Genomic DNA, 26,045 nt, shown 5'->3' with positions numbered 1-26,045 from the left:
TTATTTGGCTATAAGCCTTAAGCTATAGGCTATAAGCTGTTTCAAAGCTTAAAGCCTACGGCCTACAGCCTAAAGCGTAAAGAAAAAATATATGAAATTAGCCGAAATATCCATAAAACGTCCGTCGTTGGTAATTGTACTGTTTACAATTCTGACTCTTGGTGGATTGTTCAGCTACAGCCAATTAGGCTACGAGCTGATCCCGAAATTTGAACAAAACGTTATTACAATTTCTACTATTTATCCTGGAGCTTCTCCAAGTGAGGTAGAAAATACCGTGACCAAGAAAATTGAGGATGCGATTGCCTCCTTAGAGAATGTTAAGAAAATTGACTCAAAGTCATACGAGAGTTTGTCTATTGTTTCGATTACACTGACATCAAACGCAAAAGTCGATTTTTCTTTGAATGATGCGCAGCGTAAAATTAACGCCATTATTAGTGATTTACCGGATGATGTAAAAACGCCGGCACTAACCAAGTTCTCGCTGAGTGATTTACCAATTATGACATTGGGTGCCAACGGAAAAATGGATGAAGCAGCATTTTATGACTTAATTGACAAAAAAATTGCTCCTATTTTATCTCGTGTACAAGGTGTTGCCCAGGTAAATATCATTGGTGGTTCAGAGCGTGAAATTCAGGTAAATCTTGATGCTGTAAAAATGCAGGGTTACGGATTGTCTGTTCCGCAGGTACAACAAACTATTTTGACTTCGAACTTAGATTTCCCAACAGGAAACATCCAGACTCGTGATCAAAAAATATTAATTCGTTTAGCGGGTAAATATAAAAGTGTTGGAGAATTAAGAAACTTAGTGGTTTCTTCTCAAAACGGAATTCAGGTTCGTTTAAGTGATATTGCCGATGTTCAGGATACTCAAAAAATTGCTGAAAAAATATCACGTGTAGATCAAAAAAGTGCGATCGTTTTACAAATCGTAAAACAATCTGATGCGAATGCGGTGGCGGTAAGTGAGCAATTATTAAAAACGATTGCCATTCTTGAAAAAGATTATAAAGTAAACCAGCTAAAATTAGAAGTTGCAAAAGACAGTACTGTTTTTACTCTAGAAGCTGCAGACTCTGTAGTACACGATTTATTAATTGCGGTAGTTCTGGTAGCTTTCGTAATGTTGTTCTTCCTGCACAGTATTAGAAACTCGCTGATCGTAATGGTTTCTATTCCGGCATCGTTGATTGCAACCTTTATTGGTATTTATTTAATGGGATACACCCTAAACTTAATGAGTTTATTAGGATTATCTCTTGTGGTTGGTATTCTGGTCGATGATGCGATTGTGGTATTAGAAAATATCTACAGGCACATGGAAATGGGTAAAAGCCGAATTCGTGCTTCGTACGATGGTACTGCCGAAATTGGTGGAACTGTAACTTCAATTACATTAGTAATTGTGGTAGTATTTTTACCAATCGCGATGAGTTCAGGATTGGTATCTAATATCATTACACAATTTTGTGTTACCGTAATTATATCAACTTTACTATCACTTTTAGCTTCGTTTACAATTATCCCTTGGTTATCATCTCGTTATGGTAAATTAGAGCATATTGAAGGAAAGAATTTATTTGGAAGAATTATTCTTGGTTTCGAAAGTTATTTAACACGTTTCACTAACTGGGTTTCTGAATTATTGACCTGGTGTTTAGATCATTATTATAAAACTCTTGCTGTTGTATTGATCTTGTTCTTTGGATCTACAATAGGATTAATGGGAGGTGGATTCATTGGAGGAGAGTTTTTCGCATCATCTGATAGTGGGGAGTTCTTAGTTCAGATCGAAATGCCAAAAGATGCTTCGTTAGAACAAACGAACTTCATGACTCAAAAAGCTGAGGCTTACTTAAAAGCACAAGAATACGTTCATAGCCAAATTACAACTGTAGGACAAACTTCAGAAGGTTTTGGAGCATCGCAAGCTACGGCATACAAAGCAGAGATCGACGTAAAAATGATCGAACAAAAAGATCGTACGGATGATGCGAATGTTTACGCTGCAAAAATCAAACGTAAGCTTGAAAAAGTATTGGTTGGAGCAAAAGTAAAAACAGTTCCTGTAGGTATCTTAGGTACTGCCGAAGATGCAACATTAGGATTAATTGTAACAGGTCCGTCTACAGAAAGTGCTATGGCATTTGCAAAATTAGCCGAAGCTGAATTACGTACTATTCCTGGAACAACAGAGATTAAATTAACTGTTGAGGACGGAAACCCTGAGATCAACGTAAAAGTAGACCGTGATAAAATGGCTGCTTTAGGATTAACACTTCAAACAGTTGGTTTAACCATGCAAACTGCATTTAGCGGTAATACAGATGGTAAATACAGAGCTGGAGAATACGAATACGATATCAACATTCGATACAATGCATTCGACAGAAAAAGTATTACTGATGTAAGTAATTTGATATTTATTAATGCAGCAGGACAACAAATTAAATTGTCTCAATTTGCAGATATTACAGAAGGTTCAGGACCTAGCCAGTTAGAGCGTAGAGATAAATCAGCTTCTGTAACCGTAAAAGGACAAAACGTTGGGGTACCATCGGGAACAATTGTTACACAATGGCAGGCAAAATTAGATAAGCTTAAAAAACCAGCCGGAGTAAACTATATCTGGGGAGGTGACCAGGAGAACCAATCTGAAGGATTTGGTACTTTAGGAATCGCTTTATTAGCCGCAATTATTTTGGTTTACTTAGTAATGGTGAGTTTGTACGACAGTTTCGTTCACCCGTTTGTGGTATTGTTTGCTATCCCGCTTTCCTTTATCGGAGCGATGTTAGCCCTGGCATTAACAAACAACTCATTAAATATCTTTACGATTTTAGGTATCATCATGTTGATTGGTCTGGTGTGTAAGAATGCGATCATGCTTGTCGATTACACCAACCAAAGAAGAGCAGCAGGAGAATCAATCAGAACGGCATTAATTCAGGCGAATCACGCTCGTTTACGTCCGATCCTGATGACAACAATTGCGATGGTATTTGGTATGTTCCCAATTGCATTAGCATCTGGAGCAGGAGCTGAATGGAAAAACGGATTGGCCTGGGTAATTATCGGAGGATTAATTTCTTCTTTATTCTTAACCCTGATTGTAGTTCCTGTTATTTATAACATCATGGAGAAAATTATTCATAAATTCTCTAAAGGAGAAAAAATCGATTATGAAGCTGAAATGGTTGCTGATTATGAGCACACAGAATTAAGTGAAGACGGTTTTAATCCTAAACATACCCATTAATTGATTTAATTTTAGACTGAAAAATCCCAAATTCCGAAAGGAGTTTGGGATTTTTTTTATGGATTATATTATAACGTCAGATTGAAATTGGGAATTTGGATTTTCTCTATTGGAATTTCTTATTTCAAATACAAATAATGATTATAATAATCTATAATTGCCTTTCCTTCCAATAAGACATCAGCGCCAATAATGCCGTGAACCGGTTTTGCTTTGTAGGCTTCTAAAGCTTCGTTTACATGCGATAGGTCAAAAATGACAAGGTTGAAATCCTGATTTTTCCAGCTTCCCAATTGTAAATTATTGTTTGATGAAATCTGTGTTTTCATACCAGTTCCTCCAGCTCCTGAAGCTTTGGTTTTCGATTTTTTTGCATTCAGTTCAAAACGTTCGATACTTTCAAATCCTACGCAGGAATTCGAAGCTCCGGTATCTAAAATGAAATTTCCTGAAACCCCATTGATTTTGGCTTTTATTAAAAGATGTTGCGTTTTGGTAACTTTGAATTTTATTTTTTTGTATTTCTCTTTTTTGAGAACCTCGTGAAGATTTTCCATTTTCGATAATGATTGAAAACCAAAAATAAACCAATTACTGTCAATAAACTAATGATGTAAAAGATATAATTTGTCGATTTTTCTTCTTCTGAAATAGAACCATAATACACAAAAGAACTCCAGTAATAAGGCGATTTCTTTGCATTTGGCATTGACTTATCCTGTAAAAAAGCAAGTTTTGCATTCGTATTGGCCTCAAAATACAGAACATCTTTTTTAATGTTTTTATAAAAATCAGCCATAAAAACCGATGTGGTATAATCGTTCACCTTCCATAAAGAGAACAGTAGATTTTTTGCCCCTGCAAACTGAAAACCTCTTGCCACGCTCATTGCGCCTTCGGCTTTGTAGAGTTTACCAATTCCGGTTTCGCAGGCACTTAAAACAACCAGATCCGGATCGATGTTGAGGCTATACAATTCAGAATATAAGATTTCCTGATCATAGAATTTGATGCTTGCCGGAGTTTCAACATCGCCCGAAGAAGCATGTGTGCTTAAATGCAAAATCGAATATTGATTGGCATTATTTTTAAAATTAGAAAAACTCGCTTCTGTATTTTCCAGATATTTTCCTTTAAAATTACTTTGTATAGATTCCAGTTCTTTTTTCGAATAGCTCAATTCAAAAGCCGTTTTTTCGAAAATGGGAAAGATTCCTAAAACTGTTTTAGATTTTGAAACCGGTTTTGAATTCAGATAATTACTAGCCGAATTATTATAAGCAATCCTAAAATCATTCAGTAAATAATGCATTTTAGCAAAATTCGTTGTTGATGATTCTTGCGTAATTAAAGCTTCGAAAGGAAGGAAATTTAAAACTCCGTCAGGAACAATAATTAGGTTTTTATAGATTGTATTCTGAGGTATTTTCAACATATCATAAGCTATTTTTCCGTAATGATTATATCCGGAAATATCATTTGTGATAGCACTTGCATTGCTAAAATAATCGATAAATTGTACAATTTTCGGAATTGCAGTATCGGTAATATTAATATGATTGAGATTAATTCGGTTGTTTTGTAAAATAAAAAAATACAATCTGTCATATCCCATTAAGTAATAAACCATTATGGCTTTGTCATTTTCTAATTTTGAAAACAATGTTTTTAAATCGGATTTTTTGGCAAGATATTCAGGATTTTGAGATTGTAATTTTTTCAGCCAGATCATCAATTCGCTTTGCTTTTTAATGAATTGATTGATCTTCGAAATATTTGCTGAATTTCCTTTTTGTTGTTCTTTTAAAATGGCATTATTAAGATTTTGGAATTCTTGTAAAAGCTGTTTTTCTTCTGTCGAAGCATTTTTAATATTCGATCTGTAGCTTTTTAATATTCCAGATTTCGTTTTTTCGGCCAATTGAAAAGCTTCTTCCAGATATTGAATTTTATTTTCTTTTTTAAATAATTGATCATAAATCGAAATACATTTTTCAGCGCGATTTCGGGATCGTAATTGCATCAGAATCTTTGAGTTTTCGTAAACCAAACTATTCATTAATAAATCTTCGATATAAAAAGAAAGTTCAAAAGCTCTTAATGCTTTTTTAGGCTCATTTATTTTTAAAATTTCTGCCTGCAAATCGAGTGCATCAACTAAAACCGTTTCCGAATACAATTGATCTTGATTTGGGAGAGTATTCTTTGAATTATAACTAGGAATTAAAACTTTAAAAACGGTCGTAATTTCCTTTGTGCTTTCAGTATATTTTTGTTCATCAAAAAGCAGTAAGGCTTTTTCATAATACAATTTTGCCAATTTTCTGGGTTGTGGATTTGTAGTTTGTAAAAATAGTTTCTCAGCCTTTTCGATGTAAGAATTAGCAATTTCAAATCGTTGCCATTGGCGATTCATTGAAGCTAAATTTCGATAAGAATTGGATAAAGTTTCCAATTGATCTTTTTCGTTTTTGAGACATTGTATGGAAGATTCAAATGCTTTTTCGGCATTGTGAGGTGCGTTTTTAATCCATATGATTTGCTTTGAACCTAGCCAATAACTATTCCCTAAATTATTCAATAAAATCCCTTTCTGAGAATTCGATAATTTTTCTGTTTTTAAAATATTTTCTAATAATTCGATTGCCAAAGAAATTTTACCGGAACTCTGATACACATTCGATAAATTCAGAATTGCTGCAAACTTTTGCTTTTGAGCGTCAGGATAGTTTTTAGAAGTATTTACAATAAAAAAGTATTGTTTGATTATATTTTCGGCGCTATCGTAATCGCCCAAAACAGTATATAAATTGCCCAGAGGTTTCAGACAAAATTCGATGATGTCGTAATCGGTAAGTTTGTTTTTTTGATAAATCTGCCACGCTTTCTCATAACTCGCAATCGCTTTTTCGGTTTCCCCGAATTGGTTTTCATAGTAGGCTTTATTGCAATTTAAAACTACAATGGCAAGAAGTTCATCTTTGGTTTTTGGTTTAGTGTTTTTCCAAAAATTAGTTTCAAGAGTAGATAAATTTTGTAACGCTTTCGCGGAAGGATTCGCCACAAAAACATCAATTGCATTGTATATTTTATCTTCCTGATTCTGTCCAAATAGAATCAGCGTTGCAAAAAATAAGATATAGCAATATAGTTTTTTCATAGATGTTTTTATTTCGCAAAGACTCGCAAAGATTTTGTGCAGAGATTCACTAAGATTTTTTTACCACAAATTCCGCAAATTTTCACAAATTATAAAGATTAGAAATTAAAAGCATCAAGTAAACACAATCCTAATTTGCGGAATTTGTGGTGAACTTTTTTTAATAACTTCGCGTACCTCTGCGCAAAATCTCTGTGCATCTCTGCGTAATGACTCTAAAACTTCCAGATTCCGTAAAATTGAAAGTAGTTGAAATTCTGTTCAAAATTCATCACGTATCGCGCGCCTAAACTCGGTCCGATTCTCGCGAAACCTAATGTTAAATCAAATAAAAGCCCGGTTTTTAAATTGACAAAGGAGTTTTTGACCGAACTTGATTCGGTTCTTGTGTCCATTAAAAACTGATCGGTTCCACCTTCAAAACTTTCAATTTTTTTGTTTATAGTTTGTTCAGACGAAACATCAAAATTAGCCTGAACTCCGGCGCCAACGCCAATATAATTATTAATATTATATCTGATCAAAACCGGTATTTCCCAGTTTACACTTTTATTTTCTGTAGTTGTGGTGGTGCGTTGAAATTGCTTTACGCCATTTGGGTTTACCACATTTTGATCGACAACTGTTGCACCACTTTCGTATTTATTGATGGCATTGAGCCATTCGGCCTGCCAGTAAAAGCGATACGATTTAAAAGGCGAAATGGTGGCACCCACAAAATAACTGGTCGATTTTTCGAGATCAGGATATACATTATAACCCGCTTTTGCACCAATCGAAATTCCGGGTAGGAATCGGGTAGTGGCATAATTGGTAATTATAGGCTCATTTTTATCGAAGATAATTGCGGTACGGCTTCGGGTTTTTACTTTATGAAAATCCTCGGCAAATTTCATCGAGTATTTTACAAAACCTTTTGTACTGTCTTTTTCGTGTACATTTTTTTGTTCGCTGCCGGGTAAATAAATGTTTTTGAAAGTAAAAAAGATTTGATTTTTCTTGATAATAGTATCCAGACAACTTACGGTAGGAACTTCATCTTTTGGGCAAATCGGGCATTTAGGATACATATCTTCGACCTTAAATGTTTTCTTGTCGAACATATCCGGAACATCGGTTTCAAGACGGATCATTCTTGCGGGACCTTCGCCATTATTCTGGAAACGGGTTTTAAAATTTACTCGTTTAAAACGCACCAGCCTGTAATTCATAAAACTTCCGTTAGATCCCATTTTGTTAGGATCGTGAGAAGTTACAATTTCCATTTCTAGGTTTTTTATCTTGTGGTTTTTATAACTTCTGTTGGGTACAAAAATACCACGCATAGTAACCGTTGCGCTGGTGTCTTTGATCATTTCGGGAGTGGTTTTAAACGTATAAAACACATTTCGGGTTTCTCCCGGATTGGCATCATCAAATTCTAAAACCGAAACGTTATGATAGGTTTTATTGGCGTCTAATAACGATGCGTCAAGATCTTCTTCGGTAGTGGTGTTTCTATATTTTTTGGTTTTGAAACTATTTTCGGCGGAAGCCAGATAATTATTAGAATCATCAAGATCATTGACAGCAGCAATCGTTTTTTCTTTTATTTCACGCTCGTTGGCATAGGTTCGAAAGTCTGTTAATTCGAAATTATTGCTTTTAAATTGTTTCTCGTTATAGAACAAATAAAGCTTTCCGCTCGATACATAATTCTCCAGATTTTGATAACCTACTACGACTACCATTTCCTGCTTCGGAATGGGGTCGCAATTTTTTAAGATTGTAAATCCGTTTTGGTCTGCGATTGAAACAATGTCTTTATAATTAGTGTCGGTAATATCGTTTATGGCGACTTTTTTAGGTCGTGTTGCCGGAGGTTTTCCGTTGTCGTAATTGTTGGTTACGGCAAGCCTTGTAGTATAGGTTCCTTTGTTTTTATAGACATGTTTGGGTTCGGCTTCTTTGCTGTAGTGTCCGTCGCCCAATTCCCATAAATAGGAGTAACTTGGTTTTGGTGCGCCGGCAATAGGTATTAGTGGCGGCGTTTCGGGTTTGTAGGTAACGGCATTTCCATTTTGGATAAAAACAATATTCGCTCTACGGGTTATGGTGTCTTTTACTTTGGTTTGTCCTATTGAGAGAATAGAAAATAGAATAAAGAAAATAGACGATAGTGGTTTCATAACTTGAGGTTTTTTAGCCCTGATAGGAGTGGAAATCCTTTTGTTTTTTTCTTTAGAAAAACAAAAGATTGCAACGGATAGCAGGATTAGCTTCTAAAAATGATCAGAATTGAATTTGAAAACTGGATTAAATGTAAAAAAAAGTGATGAGCAAATCACCACTTTTTCTTAAAAGTATTTTGTAAGTTACTGAATAGCATTGATTGCAGCTACAAGTTGCGCTTCGGTACCAACATTTGTTTCGGCCAAAGTAAAGGTGTAAACATCGTTTGCAGCAACGGTTACCGCTTTGATCGCATAACGCCATTGGCCATTATCTTCGGTTACAAAAATCACATGACATTTTAAACCAATCGGAATTTGTCCGTAATGTTCGCTAAACAATCCTGCGGTGGTGTAAGTATCCAATTTGGCCAATGCATTGTTTCCTTCGCCATCGTATGACAGGTAAACGGCGCTATTGTTGTTGTCATAACCAGTAGGAGCAGCCACAAGAAGGGTAGTTTTAGGTCTTGGGTCGCTGTAAAAACGGTCAACGTTTGTCCATCCAAAGTTGCCAAAAGTTACATAATAATTAGCTCCTTCGCCTTGTACACCGCCTTTTCCTCCAGTTCCGTCAGCATTTGGTTTTGGTTGTTCCCAGGCTAATTCTCCTTTTTCATCGATTTTACCGGCCCATAATGTCATTGCATTGTCAATTCCATCTGTTAAAGCTGCTGGTACGATTAAATTCATGTAGCAGGAAGTTTTAAGCTCAACTCCGCCCTGAGTAGCTTTGATAAAGAATTCTCCGCCTGAAATCAGTAAGTTTTTCTTTCCGTCAGGCATAACTCCCATTGTAGGTTTATTGGTCACGAGCATAGTTCCTTTGTCAAAAAGTTCGATGTATTCGATGTCTACAGCTCCGGTTACGGCAACTCCGTTTTTAGTGAGGCAATCTCCGTTGATGTTTAATTTTACCCCTTTTGCAGATGTTATGGTTACTACACCAGTTCCTGCTGTAATGGTAAATTTTTGTTTATTTGCTGAAACTCCTTTTTCGCTAATGCTTTTAAAAGCTGCTGCTGTTGGAGGCAAAATAAGAAAGTCTGTGTTATTGTCATCGCCATTGTCGCAACTCACGAAAGTGATTAACAATAAAAATAAAACTCCTAATTTTTTAAAGTTTGTGTTCATGATTTCTAGTTTTTATAAATCTGTCCTGATTGTTTCAGGTGGTTCCCAGATTTTGGTTGTTAATTATATTCTTATATCAATTTGGGTTTGATATTATTACCCTTGGTTTTAAAAAATATCTTCAATTTATATTCTGATATTATATCAACTGGCTAATAAAATTGTTACCCCTGTTTTTATTTTGTTTTAATTTTCTTTTGAAAGGCATTTATCTTCAAATAAATTTCCGTCTTCATCTACGGCAACCAGTATGTTTTTTTTCCGCGAAAGCGTAATACTTAAATAAATCCAGACAATTGACCAAAGCCCAAAGGTGATACAGGTAAGAAACAAATGAAGAGAATGTCTGACTGCTTTTTTTTCTTTGGATAAAACCACGTAAGGCAGTTTCTCGTTATGTTCTGTGATTACAAAACCATTTCGGGTTTTGGCCGAAATCATTTGGTTAAACTGGTCTATGTTTTTTTCGGTTACAAATTGATAGGTTTCCATTTCTCTTAGTTTTAAATTGATTTTAGAAAAGATTTTGGCTACTAATTGCGCAAATGAGTAAGTGCTAGACTCTTTTGCTACGATATATCAGTTAGATATGTTAATTGTTACCCTATATTGTGAAATTTATTTACAATTGTTTTTTAAATTAGCTACAAAAAGTTTTTTTTATGGGAAAAAGTAAAATTCATCCTGATCAAATGTATATTGAGGGACTTGCCGCAAATGACTCGGCAATCATTCAGACGATTTACAAAAAGTTTGTTCCAAAAGTGGTGATGTTCATTATGAACAATTCCGGAGATAAGGAACATGCTCAGGATGTAGTTCAGGAAATTATGATTTTGCTTTTTAATCAGGCCAAAGCCAATACACTACAGCTCACTTGCCCGTTTGATGCTTACTTTTTCTTACTGTGTAAAAGAAAATGGCTTAACGAACTCAAAAAAACATCGAACAAAGGGGTAACAATTAATGAAGATGCGGTATCTATGAATGAATCTGCAATAGAATTAATTACTCACACAGAAGAATTTGATGAAAAACAGCAGCTTTTTGATGCCATGTTTCTAAAACTGGGAGATAAATGCCAGGAGTTATTAAAACTGAGCTTTACCACTAAAACAATGGAAGAAGTTGCCGAGAAGCTTAACGTTACTTACGGTTACGTTCGTAAAAAGAAATCGTTATGTGTGGGCCTGTTAACGCAGTGGATTCAGGAAGCCAAAAATTTTAAATCGTTAAAAAATAATTAGTCATGAACGAAGAACGCTATATATTATTTGATCAATATCTTCAGGGAGAAATGACGGTTGAGGAAAAAGATAATTTTGAAAAACAATTATCTGAGGATCATGAATTGTCTTCGGAATTTGAAACATTCAAGGAAGTACAATTACGCCTTAAAAACAAATTTGAGTTTGAAGAAGAAAGAGAAGCGTTTAAAGCAAATCTGACCACAATTTCGGATAAACATTTTAATACCAGTAAACCAAAAGTGGTGGTAATGCGACCTTGGTATTTAGCCGCCGCGGCATCTGTTATTATTTTGTTCGGACTCTTCTTTTTTGATTATAACAATCCGTCTTTTGCCGATTATGATAATCCCGAAACGGCTTCGTTTGTAGAAAGAGGAGATACAAACGCAGCATTAATAGGAGCGCAAACCGCTTTTAACGATGGGAAATATGCAACAGCAATTCCCCTTTTTGAAGAAATTTTAAAGGAAAATAAAACACCCGAAATTCAATATTTTTATGGTGTTGCTTTACTGGAAGAAAGTAAATACCCAAAAGCCGAAAGTGTTTTTAATGAATTGAGATCAGGAACATCTGCCTATAAAGATAAAGCAACATGGAGTTTTGCCTTGTCTAAATTGAAACAAAAAAAATATACAGAGTGTAAAGAAATCCTTGAAACCATTTCGCAGGATTACGAAAATTATGACGATGTAGAGAAACTTCTCGACGAGTTGAATTAGGAAAAGGAATTCACAAAATACACAAAGAATACACGAATATTCGCAAAGAGATAAAATACTTTGCGGATTTTTTTGTGACACAACAAGAAAAAAATCCGCACCCATCCGCGCTTTCACAAAGTGAATCCGTGTCATCCGTGTGCCATCACATTCCAATTGGGAAAGTTTTTAATATTGTCGTAATTTTGAACCTTTAAAAACTAAACACTTGAATTCAATACCCATAATTACCGATACGCACACCCACTTATATTCTGAAGAATTTGATCAGGATCGCGACGAAATGATGCAAAGAGCGATAAATGCCGGAGTAACACGCTTTTTTATTCCTGCTATCGATGCCGCTGCAACACAATCTATGTATGATCTGGAACAAAATTATCCCGATCATGTATTCCTGATGATGGGTTTGCATCCCACTTACGTGAAAGATAATTACGAAGATGAGTTAAAGCACGTAGAAACCGAACTGGCAAAACGAAAATTTTATGCCGTTGGAGAGATCGGAATCGATTTGTATTGGGATAAAACACATTTGAAAGAACAACAAATTGCTTTTAAGAGACAAATTCAGTTAGCCAAACAATATAAATTACCGATAGTAATTCATTGCCGTGAAGCTTTTGATGAAATTTTTGAAGTATTGGAACAAGAGAAATCAGATGATTTATTTGGGATTTTTCATTGTTTTTCAGGAACACACGAACAGGCACTTCAGGCGATATCTTACAATATGAAGTTGGGAATTGGAGGAGTAGTGACATTTAAAAACGGAAAAATCGATCAGTTTTTAAACCAAATCGATTTGAAACATATCGTTTTAGAAACAGATTCCCCTTATTTAGCACCAATTCCCTATCGCGGAAAACGCAATGAAAGCAGTTATTTAGTAAATGTTATTTCTAAATTGGCAGATCTGTATGATGTTTCTGAAGAGGAAATTGCACAACGAACAACACAAAATTCTGTAAACGTTTTTGGGATTTAATTTATACCTTACAATAGTTTAATTTTTTTTTTGTTCTTTTGCCCACTTAAAACCAATATAAATAATGCAGAGATTTGATGCCATTCGACCGTTTTATGATTCTGAAATAAATGAAGCCCTTCATGGTGTTGCCAATCATCCGATGATGAAAGCCATGATGAACTTTACTTTTCCGGAAGTAGAAGATCAGGTTTGGAAAGAGCAATTGAAGAAAACACATTCGATACGTGATTTCCAATGCAACTTTATTTATAATACTGTACAAAAAGTTCTGGAGAAAAGCTCTGAAGGACTTACAACTTCAGGTTTTGAGAAACTGGAAAAAAATACTTCTTATTTATTTGTTTCTAATCATAGAGACATTCTTTTAGATACAACTTTATTAAACGTTTGCCTTTTCGAACATGGCTTGGTCATGACAGCATCGGCAATTGGAGATAATCTAGTTAAAAAAGCATTCCTGAGCACTTTGGCAAAACTTAACAGAAACTTTCTGGTTTTAAGAGGTTTAACGCCTAGAGAAATGCTACAAAGCTCAAAATTGCTGTCTGAATATATTGGTCAGTTATTGCTTCGCGAAAATCGTTCAGTATGGATTGCTCAAAGAGAAGGCCGTACGAAAGACGGAAATGACGAAACCAATCCGGGAGTTCTTAAAATGATCGGAATGGGTTCTGATGAAGCCAATTTGATGGATTATTTTAAGAAATTAAAGATTGTTCCGGTTTCAATTTCATATGAATACGATCCTACAGATGTTCTGAAAATGCCACAATTAATGGCAGAAGCAAACAACGAAGTTTATATTAAAGAAAAAAATGAGGACTTCATGACCATTTTAAGTGGAATCATGGGAACCAAAAAAAGAATACACATTTCTGTTGGAGATGTTCTTGATACTGAAATTGACCAAATTGTGGCTGAAAACGACAACGCTAACAAACAAATTCAGGCTTTGGCACAAGTTATTGATGATTCGGTTTTAAAGAATTACCAATTATGGCCAACAAATTTTATTGCTTACGACATTTTAAACGGAACGAATAAATTCTCACATTTATACAAAGACAGCGAAAAATCACTTTTTGAGCGTCGTTTAGAAATGCGTATCGGAAGCGATAATCCAGTTACAAGACAAGGATTTTTATCTATGTATGCCAATCCAGTAGTCAATAAATTAAAATACCAGGATGTCATTTAAAGCTAAAATATTGCTAATTTATACCGGTGGGACGATCGGTATGAGCAAAGATTTTGAGACAGGCGCGCTCAAAGCGTTCAATTTTGGAAAATTATTGCAAAAAATCCCTGAAATCAAACAATTAGATTGTGAGATTGAAACCGTTTCATTCGAAGATCCTATAGATTCATCGAACATGAATCCGGGGGAATGGACAAAAATTGCTGAAATTATAGAAGAAAACTACATTGTTTATGATGGTTTTGTAGTGCTTCATGGTTCAGATACAATGTCATATTCGGCTTCAGCATTGAGTTTTATGCTTGAAAACTTAGCAAAACCAGTGGTGTTTACAGGATCTCAATTGCCAATAGGAGATTTGCGTACCGATGCTAAAGAAAACCTGATTACAGCGATTCAGATTGCTTCGTTACAGGAAAACGGAAAACCGGTAATCACCGAAGTTTGTTTGTATTTTGAATATAAATTGTACCGAGGTAACCGAACTTCAAAAGTAAATGCCGAACATTTTAAAGCGTTTACAGCGCCAAATTATCCTGAATTGGTAGAATCTGGCGTACATCTTAAACTCAACAGACATTTATTTCTTCCTATAAAAGAAGACGCAAATTTAATTGTCCATAAGAATTTAGACAATCATGTTGCCATTATAAAAATGTTTCCCGGAATGAGCGAAGTCGTTTTGTCTTCGATTCTGGCCATTAAAGATTTAAAAGGAATCGTTCTTGAAACTTACGGATCAGGAAATGCTCCAACCGAAGATTGGTTTTTAAATTTAATTCAGAAAGCCATTCAATCCGGTTTGCACATCGTCAACGTAACACAATGTTCCGGCGGAAGCGTCAATATGGGACAATACGAAACCAGTACAGCATTAAAATCTCTTGGCGTTATCTCCGGAAAAGACATTACTACAGAAGCCGCAATTACAAAACTAATGTATTTGTTAGGTCACAATATCCCTCAGGCTGAATTTAAAACCATTTTCGAAACAGCTTTGAGAGGGGAAATTTCGTTATAAATAGAAAAATTCCAATATTTTAAAATTCCAAATTCCAAAACGCGAGAATTAAATCTCAAGATTGGAATTTGGATTTTTTTTTAGTAATTGGAGTTTCCTTTTTTCGTTATAAAATTTTCACCATATAAGTGATATAAGTTTATTTAAATTAATTGAAACTGATGAGGTTTGTCATTGCAAATTTCAGAATAAAACCGAACTTTTTTTCAGGAGCTAATCCCGCTATCCGTTTCAATCTTTTGTGTCCACCGCGGCGGACACAAAAGGATTTCCACTTCTATCGTGGCTAGGGCAATCGTTTTTATAACAATATTTTAGTCAATTTTGTCATTTCGAGGCACGAGAAATCACACTAGAAACTCGACAAAGCTTACACAACGAAACCCGACAGGTTTAAAAAACCTGCCGGGTCTACTATTCGTAACCACCTTTGTCAAAGTTTCTAAGAATTGGAATTTGGAATTTTTTCCTCTAGAATTTCCCTTTCCAAGTTTGTATACAATTGGAATTTAACCCAGACTTATAATTTCTTAGATGATTCAGTCAATACTTTCCCTTGGAATTTGGAATTTAAAAAATTTGGAATTTATTAATTTTTATAAGGAACTTGACAAGTCTCTAAATCATCTTCATCAGAAGTATGTCTTTTATAATACACATAAACAATTACCGAAAGGACACAAATAATTCCCTGAATCGCAACCGTATTTCGGGTTCCTATAATGTGTGAGACGTATCCAATAATCAAACTTCCCACAGGAATCATTCCCTGATAGGCCATCAAATAATAACTAATACTTCTGGAACGCATGTTTACAGCGCTTTGTGTCTGAATGTAAATGTTTATAGATGAGGTTTGTGCCATCATGCCTACACCGCTCAGTGCCATGCAAATAAGTGCAACAGTTAAACTATTCGAATAAGCAAGTATAATGATGCTAAAGCCTAATAGCAAGCTCGCAGCGATCATTATTTTGCCCATATTATCTGCTTTTTTAAGATTGGCCAGATAAATGGCGGATAGAATAGATCCAATTCCGGCCGCACTTTCGAACCAACTGAAGGTTTGAGCATTTCCGCTAAAAATATCTTTGGCAAAAACCGGCATTAAAGTATTAAAAGAAATCACAAACAAACTACTGCACATTAACATCAAAAGCATTCTGGCCATTTCAGTTTCTTTTCTAACGTAATCCAATCCTTCAATAAAATCGTCATACATTTTCATTTTATCGGTTGCTTTAATATGCGGTGTGATTTTCATCATCAGTAACGAAATCAAAACAGGTATATAGCTCAGGAAGTTTCCAATAAAACAAATATCTTCTCCGTAATTGTGCAGAATAATTCCGGCTAATGCAGGTCCGGCAATTCGGGCAAAATTATTTAATGTAGAGTTTAGGGCAACGGCGTTTGGCAAATCTTCTTTATTATCTACAATATCAATCATCATGGTTTGTCTGCAAGTCATGTCGAAGGAATTGATGATTCCCTGAATTAGACTTAGGGCCAGAATAAAGTTGATGTTGTATATTTTTAAGTAAATCATTAATGCCAAAACTCCTGCCTGAAGCATTGCCAAAGATTGTAATAAGATCATGGCACGATGTTTATCGTAACGCCCGATAATACTTCCGGCCAAAGGTGCCAGAAATAAAGACGGAATCATGCTCAAAAAAGTCGCTAATCCTAATAAGAAAACAGAACCTGTAACGCTGTAAACCATCCAACTTACGGCTGTTTTTTGAAGCCAGGTGCCAATTACCGAAACTGATTGTCCATAAAAGAATAACTTGAAGTTTTTTGATTTTAACGCTTTAAACATGATGCCTGATATTTTTTTACAAAGTTCGGAATTAGTATTTCATTAGAAAAATTAATAATTTTACTGATAATGAGTATTAAAACTTATCGATATGGAAATTTATCAATTAGAATATTTTATTAAAACTGCTGAAGTATTGCATTTTACAAAAGCGGCTGAGTTGTGTTTTGTGACACAATCAGGATTATCTCAACAAATAAAAAAGTTAGAAGAAGAACTCGGGATGCCTTTATTTGTAAGGATTGGAAAAAAAGTACAGCTTACAGAGGCTGGTTCTGTTTTCCTGATTCATGCCAAGCAAGTCATCGAAAATGTACAAAGTGGCAAACAGGCGATCGATGATTTGAACCAAATGATTGGCGGAGAATTACGAATTGGCGTTACCTATATCTTTGGACTTTTGGTTTTGCCAATCGTTAACTTATTTGCAAAAACATATCCTAATTTAAAAATCGTGGTAGAATATGGTTCAACTGAACCTTTAGAAACTAAATTACTAAATAACGAGTTAGATTTGGTTTTGGTCATTTCGTCCAAAGAAATAAAAGAGACCATTCAGAAAATCCCATTATTTACTTCGAATCTGGTAATGGCGGTAGCAAAAACACATCCTTTAGCATCTTTAGATAAAATTTCCTTCAAAAAAATAGGGGAATATCCGCTTGTTTTACCCGTAAGAGGATTTAGTTCAAGAGAATTTCTCGATGAATTGTTTTTTAAAAATAATATGAAACCCAAAGTTTCGATCGAATTAAATGCAGTTCATGCCCTTTTGCAATTGGTAGAAGAGAGCGACTGGGTTACAATTGTGACTGAGAAAGCCCTAAAAGGCTGGGATAATCTAAAAGCAATAGCGATTACAGGAGTTCCCACACAAAGAGAATCGTTTATGTTAACGATCGAAGGAGCATACCAAAAAAAGGCTGTAAAATTGTTTATGGAAGAATTTAGAAAAAGTATGTAGAAGGATGAGATCTACAATAAGAGAAAAGTTTGCCATAAATTCATTCCAATTTTAAACGGTCCTTTAGGTCAAACAACATAAAAATTAGTGCTAATTCGTGAAATTCGTGGCGAAAAATAAAATTGATAGTTCTTATAAACTAATGTTGATTTTGTTTTTCTAAGTCAGATTTTTTTGTGTTCTTTGCAGACCAATTTAGAGAGGTGTCCGAGTGGTTGAAGGAGCTAGCCTGGAAAGCTAGTATATGGGTAACTGTATCGAGGGTTCGAATCCCTTCCTCTCTGCAAAAAGCCTTTTGTGAATCTCACAAAAGGCTTTTTTTATTTACACCACCGGAATATAAATATCAAATTTAGCTCCGTGATGCAATTTACCGGTTGCCGTAATGATTCCGTTATGGTTTTCCACAATCTTTTTTACTATGGCGAGACCAATTCCTGTTCCTTTATAATCGGTTTTGTTGTTTAGCTGCTGAAACATCTCGAAAACCCTGCTTTCGAACTGAGGTTCAAATCCAATACCATTGTCGCTTACAATAATGTGGCAATAATCAGCTGATGATTTATTTTTCTTCGTTTTTGGTTTCGTGTAAACACTTTCTATCGTAATGTGAGGTGCTTTTTCCTTGGTCGAAAATTTCAGCGAATTGCTAACTAAATTGCATATTAACTGGTGAAACTGAGAAGGAATTATATGAGCCTTACAGTTTCCGGAGATTTCGATAACGGCTTTTTTTGTTATAATTTCTTTTTGTAAATCTTCAAGAACGCTATTGATAATCTCATTCAAATTGACATTTTCAAATTTCTTTTCGGTTACACTTGTTCGCGAATATGTTAGCAGATCGTTTATAAGCGCTCGCATATGAAGCGCAGAAACTTCGATACGATCGAAATAAAATTTTCCTTTCTCTGTCAAATTTTGATGTTCATCTGTCATAATTCGGTTCGAAAAAACCTGTATTTTACGCAAAGGTTCCTGCAAATGATGGCTTGAAATATAAGTGAAAGCTTCAAGTTCGTTGTTTGCCAGGATTAATTCGGCAGCACTTTTTTCTTTTGCATTGTTCTGGAAAGTAAGTTCTGTATTGGCAATAAGAAGTTCTGCAGCGCGCTTTTCTTTCTCTTTATTCCGATATGCCAGTTCTTGATTGGCAATAACCAGTTCTGCAGCACGCTTTTCTTTTTCTTTATTCTGAAAGGTTAATTCTTTATTAGCAATAACAAGTTCAGCAGCACGATCTTCTTTTTCCTGGTTTTGATAGGCAAGTTCTGTATTTGCAATAACCAATTCGGAAGCACGCTTTTCTTTTTCTTTATTTTGAAATAAAAGCTCAGAATTGGCAATACTTAATTCATCTGCCCGTTTTTGTTTCTCTTTGTTTTGAAAAGCCAGTTCAGTATTGGCAATAACAAGTTCGGCAGCGCGATCTTCCTTTTCCTGATTTTGATATGCCAGTTCTGCATTCGCAATAAGAAGTTCTGCAGCGCGTTTTTCTTTTTCCCTGTTCTGATATGCCAGTTCAGTATTGGCAATAACCAATTCTGCGGCACGTTTTTCTTTTTCTTTATTCTGGAAGGTTAATTCTTTGTTGGCAATAACAAGTTCAGCAGCACGATCCTCTTTTTCCTGGTTTTGATAGGCAAGTTCTGAGTTTGCGATAACCAGTTCGGCCGCACGTTTTTCTTTTTCTTTGTTTTGAAAAGCAAGCTCTTTATTGGCAATAATCAACTCTGCAGCACGTTCTTTTCGTTCCTCTATTTGTTGGGCGAGTCTTTTATTAACAAGCACTAATTCTTCGTGATGATTGGTTTTATTCCGTTCTGGAAAAGCAATCATGTCAGACGGAATATTTTTTTTTTCACTCATATTTTCTCGTGCATTTATCCAAATGTAATCGAACTGAATTTAATGTTCTTGTTTTTAAATGTGATAACTGAATATATAAGAGATAATTAACGTTATCAATCAAAACATATACTTTTTATTTTAGGTTTTTTCTTATTTTTTTAATCCTGAACTGAAAAAAGAGATTTTATTAATAAAGAAAAATGCCTTTGTATTCGCTCAGGTTTAAAAATAATTCAAAAATGATGTAGCATTTTCATTCTACGTTCGTCTTGATTTAAAATGCTTCCATTATCTGCTTTACACAATTGGCCTAAAAAGTAAAGAAGATTTAAGAAGCAGTCAATCATCAATCAAATATTAAATCAATCACAATCATGAAAATCAAATTTTCTAAATCTCTGGGAATATTTTTTTTAACGAGTTTAATTGCGCTTAGTGCTAATTCTCAAAACCAGCAACATACGGATAGTATCGATCTTTTTCTAAAAGACAAAATGGAAAAACTTCATATACCAGGTCTTCAAATTGCTGTTGTTCAACACGGAAAAATAGTAAAGCGTAAAAGTTATGGAGTTGCCAATATTGAAAATTCGGTTAACGTAACAGATCAAAGTATGTTCTCTATAAATTCCTGCACAAAAGCATTTGTAGGAGTTGCTGTTATGCAGCTTCAGGAAGAGGGAAAACTAAACATCAATGATCCTATTTCTAAATATTTAAAGGATTTGCCTGTTGCATGGAAAGATTTGACAATTAAACAACTGTTTGCTAACCTGTCAGGACTTCCGAACATTATCGATGAGAGAGAGAATTTATTAGCAGATACTGAAAATGGATCTTGGGAAAAGGTTAAAACATTACCAATGGAATTTAAAACTGGAGACCATTTTAGTTATAATCAGACCGGATATGTGATCATTGGCAAGATTATCAATAAACTAAGCGGTATGCATTTTACTAAATTTATTGAAGATCGCCAGTTTAAAGTAGCTGGAATGAAACAAACACGTTTTGGAGATTCAAATGATATTATTCCACATTCAGCTGGCGCTTATACCACTCAGGATGTTGTAAACGGACGTTGGGTTACTTCTAATGAAATAAGAAGCAGTTATGCTAAGTTTCCGGAGTTTTTTAGAACTTGCACTGGAATAATTGCTACATCTGGCGAAATAGCACAATGGATTATAGCGTTGCAAAATCAGGAATTATTAAGACAAAAATCAAGTTTAGATGTGCTTTGGCAGCCAGCGCTTCGAAACAATGGTCGTGTAGGCGGATTTAACAAACTGGTAAACGGATATGCAGTAGGCTGGCCAACAGTTACGAGAGAAGAACATCCAGCCCTTGGACCTATTGGAGGAATGAGATCAGCATTTTTTGTTTATCCAAAAGACGATCTTTCTATAGTTGTCCTGACGAATCTTCAGGGTGCAAATCCTGAATGGTTTATAGATGAAATAGCAGGTTATTATATTCCTGAAATGAAGGAATCAAATGGTTTTGGATTATCACCTTCAGTAAAAAAAATAAGAAAGGAATTAATAACCCAGAACCAAAGAAATTTATTAAAAATCGTAGAAAATTTAAAAATGAATAATGCTGGTTTTGCACTAAGCGAAAATGAATTAAATGATTTTGGGTACAGATTATTAGGAGAAAACAAGCCAAATGAGGCTTTGAAAATTTTCAAACTCAATACAGATCTTTACCCGAAAAGCGAAAACACTTACGATAGTTATGCAGAAACACTGGCGGGTTTAGGAAATAAAAAAGAAGCGATAAAAAATTATAAAAAAGCATTCGAATTAAATCCAAAAAATACAAATGCCCAGGAGCAAGCAAAGAAACTGGCAAGTTTGTAAAATTATTTTTTGCAAAGGGATTTTGCTTTTGAGAAAGATTTTTTTTTGAAGGAAAATGCCTGTTATTTTTGTATTTTAAATGAAAAAGATAAGGAGTTAGGGAAATCAAAAATCAGGTGTTAGACGCTATGAAAAAAGCGCAACAGCCTTTAAATGCAGGCAAAGTAGTTGAGTTAACTAAACTGGATCGTAAAGAAGTAGATAAAGCAATGAAAATATTGAAGGACGAAGGCTTGATAGTCTCTCCTAAACGTTGCTTTTGGGAAGCAAAATAATTTTAAAAAAAAATATTAGTAAGAGACAGACCTAACCGGTTTTTAAAACCTGTTAGGTCTAAATCTAAATTTAAAGTTTAATCTCGAACAAACTAAAAGAACCTTCTTTATAATGTTCCGGTAATTCGCTTGTCCATTCGATTGTGCTGATTCCTTTGTATTCGAAACCGCAGCTTGTGTAATATTTGTTTATTCTGTCATTGCCGCTATGCGTGTCAAGTCTAATATAATCTTTACCGTTTTCTTTGGCATATGTTTTCACCCATTCGATGATTTTTTTCACATACGATTGCCCTCTGAATTTTGGGTTTGTGGCAATACGATGTAGATAAACTGCCGGATCTTGTGCAGCTTCTTTCCAGATAATTAAATCATTAAAAGTAAGCACAAACGTACAGGCAACTTCATTTCCTTCTTTGATTATAAAATGACGATTTTCCGCAATTTCTTTTTCGATTAATGCCCTTTCAAAACCTCTCCAGCTTTTGTTATTAACTTTTTTTTGATAAGATGTAGCGGCATTGTAAATATCGAAAACAGCATCGATATCTGCATTTGTAGTTTTAAAAAATTCCATTATTAGGACTGTATTCTGTAGATTAATGAATCCTGCAAAGGTAGATTTTCATGGGCATAATGCCAGTAAAATTCTTAGTTTTAACTTTTTTCATCAGCTTTTAACCAAACCACATTTTGTTCAGATTCATGATTTTGCCCAATAATATTGCGGTATAATTCTGGTCTTCTCGCTTTTATATAACGGTTTCCTCCCGCCTTAATGTTTTTTTCTGGAGTTATTATAGCCGTTGCAAAAGAGTCATCAAAAGAACGACATTCAGCAATTATATCTCCAAACGGATCAATAATCATCGAGCATCCATTTTTAAGCTGATCATCATCCATACCAATTGGGTTCGAAAAAACGGCATAAATGGCATTGTCGTAAGCTCTTGCCGGCAACCATTTCATGAGCCAGTCTCTTCCTTTGATTCCGTCGAATTCTAATCGTAAAGAGGTTGGGTCAGATTCGCGGTTTTCCCAAAGCTGAGGTGCGACGAAACCGGCACCAGGTCGGGTAGAAGGCGTACACATTGTTACGTGCGGCATGAAGATAATGTCGGCACCCAAAAGTTTTGTGGCACGCACGTTTTCGATAATATTATTGTCGTAACAAATAAGGATTCCGCATTTCCAGCCCTTAATTTCAAAAATACAATAACGATCTCCAGGCGTTAAATACGGATTTATAAACGGATGCAGTTTTCTGTATTTGGCAACCAGACCATTTTTGTCGACACAAACATAAGCTTTGAAAAGATTGTCATTCTCATTTTTTTCAAAAAGTCCTGCCAGAATTACAATGTTATTCTTTTTAGCAATTTCAGTAAGTTTTAAGATGCTTTCTCCAGTTGGGATAATTTCGGCTAAATTCAGCATTTGTTCTCTTGATAAATGTCTCGCAAAGGTATATCCGGTGATCGAACATTCGTGAAACGAAATGACATCGCAACCTTCATTTGCCGCTTTTGCAGAAAGTTTTTCGATTACCGATAAATTATAGTTTTTGTCGCCGCTTTTATTTTCGAACTGAGCCGTGGCTATTTTTAGATTTTTCATATTGTACGCTATTAATGAGGGTCAAAAGTAGCGTTAAGAGAACTCTATAAATTGTATAAAACCGACATTTTAAAGTAGGAATGCAGGCGAAGTTTTGATGAGGTTATTGGTTAATTTTCCTGTACTAACTAAATATTCCTTAGGAGTTATTCCGGTATGTTTTCTGAATTCTTTTATCAAATGAGATTGATCTGCAAATCCGGCATCGTAACAAATTGTGGTTAGATTGGTTTCATCAGATTTGTATTTTAGTAGCTTTAAGAAATAATGTAGCCGTATAACGCTTCCAAATTTTTTCGGGTTTAACCCAATGCATTCTTTGAACTTTCTTTCCAAATGTCTTTCAGTATAACCCGTATAATCCACCAATTGTTTTAGAGTGAAATCGCCTTTATGGGCCACAATAAAATTCAACGAATTATTGATGATAAACTGATTTGAAACTGGTTTTGTCGCAATTAAACTGCTAAAAAATTCATTTAAAAGTCCAACTCTTTCCTGATTATTTTGTTCTGATAATTTTTCCTGAAGTAGAGCAATTTTTTGACCAAACACATCTTCAACAGGAATAATAGCATCCTGAAATTCATTGGCCGGAATGCCTAATAATTGATGTATTCCGTTGGGTTGAAAAACTACAATTATTAAAGAGATTTCATTATCAGAATAAATATCTTTAAAGCCATCGAGTTGTCCGTATATAAAAGATGCGGGCAAATAATTCTTTACTTCATAATTATCAAGACCCGAAATAAGTTTGCTTTTTAAAGAGAATACAAGACCAGTATTGCCATCAGAAAACAAACGAAGTTTCTGTATAGCGGTTACTTCGTTATCTAAAAAAAGATAATGCTTTATATATGGCGCTAATTCTTTTGGCGGTGAAACTTGCATTGTTTAAATCTTAAAAAGCCGACTTTTACAAAATTAAGGATAATTTCCGGACTATGATTTTTCTACACTTTTTTTGGATTAGAAAATGGATTGAATTAGAAAAAGGCTTCTTGTTAAAATTATCTAAAAATATTATATATTTGATGCTGTATATAAATATTTTAATGGATTTACCCCCTTATTCACCGGGCTTACATAAACTGGTTACTTTACATGTCGCTGAAACTCATAAACTAACAGATAGTCAGGGGTTTGTTGCGATTACCAATTCAATTTTAGAGCAATATAATCTTGAGAAAGTAGGCGTTATTGTTCATGATTTTGATAATGATAGCTTCACAATTTCGTTTTGCCTGAAAGAATCCCATATTTGTATACACACCTGGCCAGAATACAATCAGCTTACTTTAGATGTTTATTTGTGCAATTACCAACAGGATAATTCGCAAAAAGTAAGGGACGTTATGACCCACTATATTGCTTATTTTGAAGGAACAATTATAAAAGATTTTGAAATTAACCGTTAATTTATGAGAGTTCCTTGTTACAATTGTGATACTGTTACCGAATTAGAAGTTGGTTTTGAAGTAGTAAATTTTGTCTGCCCCAATTGTCATAGCTTGTATTGGGCAGATAGTGAGGGCCAGCTTCGTTTAAGATCTAAATTTAAGCCTGAGGTAAACTATTTTAATTTTAAAATTGGTGATAAAGGTTTTCTAAAAGGGTCTGAATATAGGGTTACCGGTGCGATAACCAAAAAGATCAACGGTGGTTATCATTGGAGAGAATATATCTTAAAAAATGATGCCGGCGATTTCGTTTACCTTTCTGAATCAGACGGGCATTGGATATTTTTGACCGAAATGGAAGAAAAATTTGATGTACGAACACACCCAAAATCGATAACGTATAATAGCAGTTCATTTCATCTTTATGAATATTCTGATACTGAAATAGACAACGCACAAGGATATTTTGATTTTGAATTACCCACTAAAAGAGTTCATTTGACAGAATATATTCAGCCGCCTCTGATGATTTCTATCGAAAAAAGGAATGGTGTCGAAACCGCTTTTCTTGGAGAATATATTAGTAAAAAAGAAATTAAAAAAGGATTCCCAAATGTTGATTTACCATACCAATCTGGTGTAAATATTGTCCAGCCTTATTATTTTGATGTAAATAATACGGCTATCATTTTTTGCATTTTTCTTTTAATGATCATTACAACAAACTGGTACATTTATAAAGATCAGGCAGAACAGGTTGTTTTTGACAAAGCGATTGCGTTTACTGATTTTAACGATCGGGAACTGACAAGTGGATCATTTGTTTTAAAAGGAGGTTCGGCTCCGGTGACTGTTCAGGTGTCTACAGATGTTGATAATTCATGGGCCAATGTAGATGTTGCCTTGGTAAATGAAACCACAAATGATGAAATTCATGCCAATAAAGATATTGAGTATTATCACGGCTACGAAGATGGCGAAAGCTGGACAGAAGGAAACTGGTCTGAAAAATTTAATATTTGCGGAGTAAAAGCAGGTAAATACCACCTTTTGATCAAACCGCTAAAAGCACCTGAAGATAGTAAAAACACGGCGATGAAAGTGAAAGTGGTATGGAATCAGCCTTCGAGTCGAAATGTATGGATCATTGCCATATTTATGATTGTGGTATATATCGTGATACGATATTTTAAAATTAATTTTGAAAAAACCAGGTGGGAAGATAGCTCTTACTCTCCCTACAGCGAATAACCATTATGAAAAGTATTTTTGATTTTATAAAGAATAATTT

The 26,045-nt window shown here is 34.7% G+C and carries 21 protein-coding genes and 1 tRNA gene; 12 read left to right on the top strand and 10 right to left on the bottom strand.

The window, feature by feature from the left end:
* Nucleotides 1-91 precede the first annotated feature (91 nt).
* Nucleotides 92-3,268 (top strand): efflux RND transporter permease subunit, encoded by a 3,177-nt coding sequence (locus GIY83_RS18625; protein ID WP_194615202.1) that lies wholly within the window; start codon nt 92-94, stop codon nt 3,266-3,268.
* A gap of 119 nt (nt 3,269-3,387) precedes the next feature.
* On the opposite strand, the gene GIY83_RS18620 is transcribed toward GIY83_RS18625, so the two are convergent.
* From GIY83_RS18620 to GIY83_RS18600, 5 genes are all read right to left on the bottom strand, one after another.
* Nucleotides 3,388-3,825 (bottom strand): retropepsin-like aspartic protease, encoded by a 438-nt coding sequence (locus tag GIY83_RS18620; RefSeq protein ID WP_194615203.1) that lies wholly within the window; start codon nt 3,823-3,825, stop codon nt 3,388-3,390.
* Nucleotides 3,777-6,428 carry a CHAT domain-containing protein gene (locus GIY83_RS18615; protein ID WP_194615204.1) on the bottom strand — a complete coding sequence of 884 codons (2,652 nt, stop codon included), beginning with the start codon at nt 6,426-6,428 and terminating at the stop codon, nt 3,777-3,779. Before GIY83_RS18615 ends, GIY83_RS18620 begins: the two co-directional genes overlap by 49 nt.
* A 215-nt stretch (nt 6,429-6,643) precedes the next feature.
* Complete coding sequence (locus GIY83_RS18610; protein ID WP_208682836.1) at nt 6,644-8,596, bottom strand: PKD domain-containing protein; 1,953 nt, start codon at nt 8,594-8,596, stop codon at nt 6,644-6,646.
* A 186-nt stretch (nt 8,597-8,782) separates the two neighbouring features.
* A complete protein-coding gene (locus GIY83_RS18605) occupies nt 8,783-9,772 on the bottom strand; it encodes a hypothetical protein (protein ID WP_208682833.1) in 990 nt (329 codons plus the stop codon).
* A gap of 186 nt (nt 9,773-9,958) precedes the next feature.
* On the bottom strand, nt 9,959-10,264 hold the full coding sequence (locus tag GIY83_RS18600; protein ID WP_194615207.1) for a hypothetical protein: 306 nt from the start codon (nt 10,262-10,264) through the stop codon (nt 9,959-9,961).
* A 170-nt stretch (nt 10,265-10,434) separates the two neighbouring features.
* Between GIY83_RS18600 and GIY83_RS18595 the strand changes: the two genes are divergently transcribed.
* From GIY83_RS18595 to GIY83_RS18575, 5 genes are all read left to right on the top strand, one after another.
* The gene (locus GIY83_RS18595) at nt 10,435-11,019 is read left to right on the top strand and encodes an RNA polymerase sigma factor (protein WP_194615208.1); all 585 of its coding nucleotides are present in this window, start codon (nt 10,435-10,437) and stop codon (nt 11,017-11,019) included.
* 2 nt (nt 11,020-11,021) lie between these two features.
* The gene (locus GIY83_RS18590; protein WP_194615209.1) at nt 11,022-11,744 is read left to right on the top strand and encodes a CDC27 family protein; all 723 of its coding nucleotides are present in this window, start codon (nt 11,022-11,024) and stop codon (nt 11,742-11,744) included.
* A 208-nt stretch (nt 11,745-11,952) separates the two neighbouring features.
* The gene (locus GIY83_RS18585; protein WP_208682831.1) at nt 11,953-12,732 is read left to right on the top strand and encodes a TatD family hydrolase; all 780 of its coding nucleotides are present in this window, start codon (nt 11,953-11,955) and stop codon (nt 12,730-12,732) included.
* 64 nt (nt 12,733-12,796) lie between these two features.
* A complete protein-coding gene (locus tag GIY83_RS18580; RefSeq protein ID WP_194615211.1) occupies nt 12,797-13,933 on the top strand; it encodes a 1-acyl-sn-glycerol-3-phosphate acyltransferase in 1,137 nt (378 codons plus the stop codon).
* Complete coding sequence (locus tag GIY83_RS18575) at nt 13,923-14,954, top strand: asparaginase (protein ID WP_194615212.1); 1,032 nt, start codon at nt 13,923-13,925, stop codon at nt 14,952-14,954. The genes GIY83_RS18580 and GIY83_RS18575 overlap by 11 nt, the downstream gene beginning before the upstream one ends.
* Nucleotides 14,955-15,543: 589 nt before the next feature.
* Here the strand turns inward: GIY83_RS18575 and GIY83_RS18570 are convergent.
* Complete coding sequence (locus GIY83_RS18570) at nt 15,544-16,779, bottom strand: MFS transporter (protein WP_194615213.1); 1,236 nt, start codon at nt 16,777-16,779, stop codon at nt 15,544-15,546.
* A 91-nt stretch (nt 16,780-16,870) separates the two neighbouring features.
* Between GIY83_RS18570 and GIY83_RS18565 the strand changes: the two genes are divergently transcribed.
* The gene (locus GIY83_RS18565) at nt 16,871-17,743 is read left to right on the top strand and encodes a LysR substrate-binding domain-containing protein (protein WP_194615214.1); all 873 of its coding nucleotides are present in this window, start codon (nt 16,871-16,873) and stop codon (nt 17,741-17,743) included.
* A gap of 197 nt (nt 17,744-17,940) precedes the next feature.
* Nucleotides 17,941-18,027, top strand: a tRNA-Ser gene (locus GIY83_RS18560).
* Nucleotides 18,028-18,067: 40 nt separating this feature from the next.
* Here the strand turns inward: GIY83_RS18560 and GIY83_RS18555 are convergent.
* The gene (locus GIY83_RS18555; protein ID WP_229029133.1) at nt 18,068-19,612 is read right to left on the bottom strand and encodes an ATP-binding protein; all 1,545 of its coding nucleotides are present in this window, start codon (nt 19,610-19,612) and stop codon (nt 18,068-18,070) included.
* A gap of 356 nt (nt 19,613-19,968) precedes the next feature.
* Between GIY83_RS18555 and GIY83_RS18550 the strand changes: the two genes are divergently transcribed.
* Together GIY83_RS18550 and GIY83_RS18545 are read left to right on the top strand one after the other, a co-directional pair.
* Nucleotides 19,969-21,459 (top strand): serine hydrolase, encoded by a 1,491-nt coding sequence (locus GIY83_RS18550; RefSeq protein WP_208682830.1) that lies wholly within the window; start codon nt 19,969-19,971, stop codon nt 21,457-21,459.
* Nucleotides 21,460-21,587: 128 nt separating this feature from the next.
* On the top strand, nt 21,588-21,734 hold the full coding sequence (locus tag GIY83_RS18545) for a MarR family transcriptional regulator (RefSeq protein ID WP_194615216.1): 147 nt from the start codon (nt 21,588-21,590) through the stop codon (nt 21,732-21,734).
* Between the two features lie 70 nt (nt 21,735-21,804).
* Here the strand turns inward: GIY83_RS18545 and GIY83_RS18540 are convergent, their stop codons facing one another.
* From GIY83_RS18540 to GIY83_RS18530, 3 genes are all read right to left on the bottom strand, one after another.
* Nucleotides 21,805-22,311: an N-acetyltransferase gene (locus tag GIY83_RS18540; RefSeq protein WP_208682828.1), complete on the bottom strand. Its 507-nt coding sequence runs from the start codon at nt 22,309-22,311 to the stop codon at nt 21,805-21,807.
* Nucleotides 22,312-22,391: 80 nt separating this feature from the next.
* Nucleotides 22,392-23,351, bottom strand: a complete 960-nt coding sequence (locus tag GIY83_RS18535; protein ID WP_208682826.1) for a nitrilase family protein — start codon at nt 23,349-23,351, stop codon at nt 22,392-22,394.
* Between the two features lie 69 nt (nt 23,352-23,420).
* On the bottom strand, nt 23,421-24,245 hold the full coding sequence (locus GIY83_RS18530; RefSeq protein WP_208682823.1) for a helix-turn-helix domain-containing protein: 825 nt from the start codon (nt 24,243-24,245) through the stop codon (nt 23,421-23,423).
* 164 nt (nt 24,246-24,409) lie between these two features.
* Between GIY83_RS18530 and GIY83_RS18525 the strand changes: the two genes are divergently transcribed.
* Both GIY83_RS18525 and GIY83_RS18520 read left to right on the top strand, forming a co-directional pair.
* Entirely contained in the window at nt 24,410-24,772 is a 363-nt protein-coding gene (locus GIY83_RS18525) for an S-adenosylmethionine decarboxylase family protein (protein ID WP_194615220.1), read from the top strand.
* Nucleotides 24,773-24,775: 3 nt separating this feature from the next.
* Nucleotides 24,776-26,005, top strand: a complete 1,230-nt coding sequence (locus GIY83_RS18520) for a DUF4178 domain-containing protein (RefSeq protein WP_208682821.1) — start codon at nt 24,776-24,778, stop codon at nt 26,003-26,005.
* Nucleotides 26,006-26,045: the final 40 nt, after the last annotated feature.

It is taken from the genome of Flavobacterium sp. SLB02 (assembly GCF_009664855.1).
Taxonomy (GTDB): domain Bacteria; phylum Bacteroidota; class Bacteroidia; order Flavobacteriales; family Flavobacteriaceae; genus Flavobacterium.
This window is presented reverse-complemented; position numbering and strand designations above follow the sequence as displayed.